This is a genomic window from Blautia faecis, assembly GCF_020554845.1.
GTDB classification, from domain to species: domain Bacteria; phylum Bacillota; class Clostridia; order Lachnospirales; family Lachnospiraceae; genus Blautia_A; species Blautia_A faecis.
In genome coordinates this window covers 1-1,699 of record NZ_JAJCIA010000078.1, presented here as the reverse complement: position 1 = coordinate 1,699, position 1,699 = coordinate 1, and the positions used below count along the sequence as shown (strand labels likewise).

Below are 1,699 nucleotides of genomic sequence, written 5' to 3'. Positions count from 1 at the left end.
ATGCCAAAATCAAAACATTCACCTGAGTTTAGAGCTAAAGTATCGCAGGAATATCTGGATGGTATAGGTTCTATTCAGTTCCTTGCTGATAAATACAGTATAGGATATTCAACACTAAAAGGATGGATTAATGAATATCAAATTCATGGGATAGCTGCATTTTGTCATCCATCGAATAGAAATAGAACTTATTCAAAGGAGTTTAAACTCCGATGCGTAGAAGCAGTTCTAAATGGAGAAGGGACTGTTGACGATATCATCGCTAAATATGCAATATCTAGTCGTTCTGTTTTGCGAAGTTGGATTAAGGTGTATAATGCCAATAGAGAGTTCAAGGATTATAATCCAAAACGGGAGGTCTATATGGCAGAGGCACGAAGAAAAACAACACTTGAGGAACGAAAAGAAATCGTTAATTATTGCATCAACCATAATCGTGACTATAAGAATACAGCTACAAAATTCAATGTTTCTTACGGTCAGGTCTATTCTTGGGTAAAGAAATATGATAGTGATGGGGAATCCGGATTAACTGACAGACGCGGTCAACGTAAAACAGATGATGAAGTAGATGAATTAGAACGTTTGAGACGTGAAAACTTACGACTAAAGCGTCAGCTGGAAGAAAAGGATATGGTTGTTGAATTGTTAAAAAAAGTGAAAGACTTCGAAAGGATGTGAGGCTGGGTAAGGTTCGTCATGAATCAAAATATCTTGCGATAGAATATTTTCATACAGAGAAAAACTGGAGTATTGGATGGATGTGTAAACATTTGGAGGTCGCAAGAGCTGCTTATTATAAATGGCTACACCGTGAAACACCTGAGGATGAAATGGAAAACATCAAACTTGCAGAGCTCATTAAGGAGTATGATGAACGCTTTAGTCATATCTTAGGGTATCGGAGAATGACTTCTTGGATCAATCATTTTAATCAAACAAAGTACAGCAAAAATAGAGTTCACAGAATTATGAAAAAACTGGGAATCCATTCCGTTATACGAAAAAAGAAGAAAAAATATAGGAATGCCAATGCAGATGAAACAACACAAAATATATTACAAAGAGATTTTTACGCAACTGCACCCAATCAAAAATGGGCTACTGATGTGACTGAATTTAAAGTGCCAGGTAAAAAAAAGAAGTTGTATTTAAGTGCCATTATAGATCTGTATGATAGATATCCTGTGTCATATGCTGTTAGTGCCAGAAATGATAATAAATTAGTATTTAAAACTTTTGATAAGGCAATTGCGTTGAACCCCTGTGCAAAGCCGATTTTTCATTCAGATCGGGGATTCCAGTATACCAGCAAAATGTTTAAAAAGAAACTTGTAAAACAAGAAATGAGACAATCCATGTCTCGGGTTGGACATTGTATTGATAATGGACCAACAGAAGGTTTCTGGGGAATTATCAAAGCAGAAATGTATCAGATGTACGAAATAACTGATGAATCCTCATTAAGATTTGCAATAAAGGATTATATAAGATTTTATAGTGAAGAACGTCCACAGGATAGGTATTGCTGCAAAACACCCCTAGAAGTACGTCAAGAAGCACTGAAATCTGACATACCAGTAGAATATCCTATTCCAGAAAACAAACGAATTAAAAAATATAAAGAGAAATGGTGTGCATAAAAATACCTACACTCCAAAATGAAATGTAGGTATTTTTGTCGCTTACCTTTAGATAT

General features: G+C 35.3%; 2 protein-coding genes. Both read left to right on the top strand.

Translation table 11 applies throughout. The annotated features are described in order from the left end of the window. A partial coding sequence (locus LIZ66_RS18235) for a helix-turn-helix domain-containing protein (protein ID WP_173717586.1) occupies positions 1–681 on the top strand: 681 nt, incomplete at its 5' end. Continuing rightward, entirely contained in the window at positions 678–1,643 is a 966-nt protein-coding gene (locus LIZ66_RS18230; RefSeq protein WP_173717587.1) for an IS3 family transposase, read from the top strand. The genes LIZ66_RS18235 and LIZ66_RS18230, both read left to right, overlap by 4 nt. Positions 1,644–1,699: the final 56 nt, after the last annotated feature.